3 protein-coding genes are annotated in these 2921 nt (G+C 73.3%); 1 reads left to right on the top strand and 2 read right to left on the bottom strand.

Annotation, left to right across the window (positions count from 1 at the left end):
• Nucleotides 1–253: 253 nt before the first annotated feature.
• Complete coding sequence (locus EEJ42_RS08910; protein WP_184503001.1) at nucleotides 254–889, top strand: DinB family protein; 636 nt, start codon at nucleotides 254–256, stop codon at nucleotides 887–889.
• A gap of 367 nt (nucleotides 890–1256) precedes the next feature.
• Here EEJ42_RS08910 and EEJ42_RS08905 read toward each other — a convergent pair whose 3' ends face one another.
• Entirely contained in the window at nucleotides 1257–1739 is a 483-nt protein-coding gene (locus EEJ42_RS08905; RefSeq protein WP_123099431.1) for a rhodanese-like domain-containing protein, read from the bottom strand.
• Entirely contained in the window at nucleotides 1736–2452 is a 717-nt protein-coding gene (locus tag EEJ42_RS08900) for a hypothetical protein (RefSeq protein WP_148081896.1), read from the bottom strand. Before EEJ42_RS08900 ends, EEJ42_RS08905 begins: the two co-directional genes overlap by 4 nt.
• Nucleotides 2453–2921 lie beyond the last annotated feature (469 nt).

Below are 2921 nucleotides of genomic sequence, written 5' to 3'. Positions count from 1 at the left end.
GCCGGGATCGCATCGTGCGATCCCGGCGGCCCTCGCCGTTGCTCGGGCGCCGTCCACCTCGCGACAGGCCGCGTCCAGCGGCGGTCGCGGGGATGGCGGTGGCAGCAGGGGCCGAGGAGGCGGTAGCCGCTAGGTGCCGATGCCGGTTGGTGCCAGTCGTGGACGGTGGTGGGCCCTGCGCCCGTGGTGAGAAGGTCGCCGGGTAAGCATGTCCGGCGGCAGGCCGGGCCGCCACACGCAGGAGGCAACAGCGATGACCGTCACTGACGAGATCGGTAGCGGAGTGCACCGAATCGACATCCCCTCGGCTACCGAGGACCCCGGCGCGTACGTGTCGGCTCTGCTGAACGTGGCCGGCGACCGCGACGCGTTCGAGGAACTGGCGCTGACACCCGTCCGGGCCGCCCGCTTCTGCGCGGACACCCCCGTGCGCCTGTTGGAGACTGCCCCGGAGGAGGGCGAGTGGCCGGCCGCAGGCGTGGTCGGGCACGTCTTCGACGTGGACATCGTCTACGGCTTCCGCTGGCGGCTGGTGATCACCGAGGACGACCCCACCTACCCCGGCTACGACGAGGAGCTGTGGACGCCCCTGCCGCGCCTGCCCTTCTGGCAGATGCTGGACGCTTGGACGGGCCTGCGGGCCTCCAACGTGGCGTTGCTGCGCGCCCTGCCGCAGAAGGACTGGCAGCGCACCGGCCGCCACGGTGAGCAGGGCGGCGAGACCATTGAGGTCATGATCCGTAAGGTGGTCGGCCACGACATCGCACACCTCAACCAGATCTACCGGGCCGTGCGGGCGGTGCGACTGTCCGAGGGCCTGGACGTCTCGGCTCTGGACGCCGCCTACGACGAGTCCGGCCTGGCGGAGGCCGAATCGGGCTGGCACTGATCCGACGCACCGGAACGATGGGCGGGGCCGGGGAGAAGACCCGGACACTGTTGGCCGATTCGGCCCCTCGCGTGACGTTGGCCTTCAAGACCTGGTTGTGGTCTTGAAGGCCAACGTCGTCGTATGGGGTGGGTGTCGATGTCTTTGGCCGAAGAGGTCGGCCGGCGATGGTGCTGGTGTATGCCCTCGGCCTGGAGTTGACCGATCCGGGCATTGGTTTCCATGTGTCCTCCAGCCGCACCAGCCCCTTCGCAGCACTTCGCCCCGCCGAACTGATGCTCGACGGGGCAAAGCAGGGGCCGAATCGACCAACAGCGTCAGCAGACCTCCCCGGCCCCGCCCGTGCGTTGCGCTGCGGACGCGGCGGTCAGCAGCCGCAGACGCCTGCCGCCGGGGCGGTCAGCGGGTCCGGGGCGCCGCGGTGGGTCCCCTCGGCGTCCTCCACCGGGAAGCCCTCGCGGGACCAGTACTCGAAGCCGCCCAGCATCTCCTTCACCTGGTAGCCCGCCGTGGCGAAGGCGAACGCGGCACGGGTGGCGCCGTTGCAGCCGGGGCCCCAGCAGTAGGTGACGACGAGCCGCCCGGCCGGGATCAGTTCGGCCGCCCGCTCGGCGATCTCGTCGGTGGGCAGGTGGACGGCACCGGGCACGTGTCCCTGCTCGTACGACTCGGTGCTGCGCGTGTCCACGAGCACGAACGTGGCGGCACCGGACTCGATGTCGGCGTGCACGTCGGAGACGTCCGCCTCGAAGGTGGCCCGGCGGTAGAAGTGGGCGGCGGCCTCGGCCGGATCGGCTGCCGGGGCGCGCAGCACCTTGGAAACGGCCTGGCTGGTCGTGGAGGTGGTCACGGGGTGGGGCTCCTGTCATACGACTCGGTGTCTGGGACGGAACGGGTGGTCGGTGTGGGTTCGGGGGGCGCCTCATCGGCGTCCTGGCGGCGCACCGGCCGGAGCGCTGCGGCAGCCGACAGGACGAGCAGGCTCGCGGTTGCCGTCCCCGGTCCCAGCAGGAGGACTACGGTCGGCATATGGGCGATCCGGGCGAGGGTGAGCACGGTCGCCGCGACGGCCGCCGCCGCCCAGATCCCCCCTCGCGCCGCCGTCCCCGGCGTTCGCACCGGCCCCTTTGCCGACGTTGCTGCTGGCACAATAACGCCTGACGACCCCTCATGCAGGCGAAGTTGCGACCAGCGTGCACCGCAGGCGGCCAGATTGGTGACGCAGTAGGCGGTCAGCACGACCGCGGCGGCGACTCCTGCGGCCCCGGCGGCCTGGGAGGCGTCCGGGCCCGGTTGGGGGGCGTCCAGCACCAGCGCCAGGAGTGCGGCCGCTGTCACCGGGCCGTACAGCAGCCGCCACACGGTGCGCGGCCCAAGGCGTGGCATGGCCGGTACGTCACCCTCCGCCCCCACCCAGGCGAACAGCACGACGAGGGCGGCGGCCGCTTCCCACGCACCGCCGCCCGGCAGGCGACCGTCGAGACGCAGCAGGCCGGGCAGCAGCCACCAGGCGGCCGTCAGCAGCAGGACCACGGTCAGCCGCACCACCGCGACATGCCGCATTCGGCGGGGCGGGCCGGGCAGCAGCCCGGCATNAGCAGCCACCAGGCGGCCGTCAGCAGCAGGACCACGGTCAGCCGCACCACCGCGACATGCCGCATTCGGCGGGGCGGGCCGGGCAGCAGCCCGGCATGGGCGCAGGCTGCGGCCACCGCCAGTACCCCGGCCGAGACCGCTGCCGAGGCGCGGCCGTCGGCGGCGAACTCGCCCGCGGCGCCGGCCACCGCTGCCTGGCCACTGGCGATCCCGGCGAAGTACAGGGCGTGGGCGGCCTGACCGGCCCGCGCGCCGAACGCCTCGGTGGCCAGACCGGCCACGCCCCGTCCGCGGGTGCCGCCGGCCCGTGCGACCACGACATGCCAGGCCAGCAGGACCACGGCCACCGCCAGGGCCGCCGTCTGACTGCCGGGCCGGCCCGCCAGGGCGGCGGGGACCAGCAGAGTACCGGCGCCCGCGACCGCCGGCAGGGTAC

It is taken from the genome of Streptomyces botrytidirepellens, assembly GCF_003721215.1.
In the GTDB taxonomy this organism is placed as follows: domain Bacteria; phylum Actinomycetota; class Actinomycetes; order Streptomycetales; family Streptomycetaceae; genus Streptomyces; species Streptomyces himastatinicus.
Note: the sequence above shows the minus strand (reverse complement) of the source record. Positions and strands in the feature narration are given on the sequence as shown.

Bases quoted from the DNA above. Each gene is read 5' to 3' on its own strand.
- EEJ42_RS08910 (WP_184503001.1), top strand. From the start codon at position 254: ATGACCGTCACTGACGAGATCGGTAGCGGAGTGCACCGAATCGACATC.
- EEJ42_RS08900 (WP_148081896.1), bottom strand. From the start codon at position 2,452: ATGCGGCATGTCGCGGTGGTGCGGCTGACCGTGGTCCTGCTGCTGACG.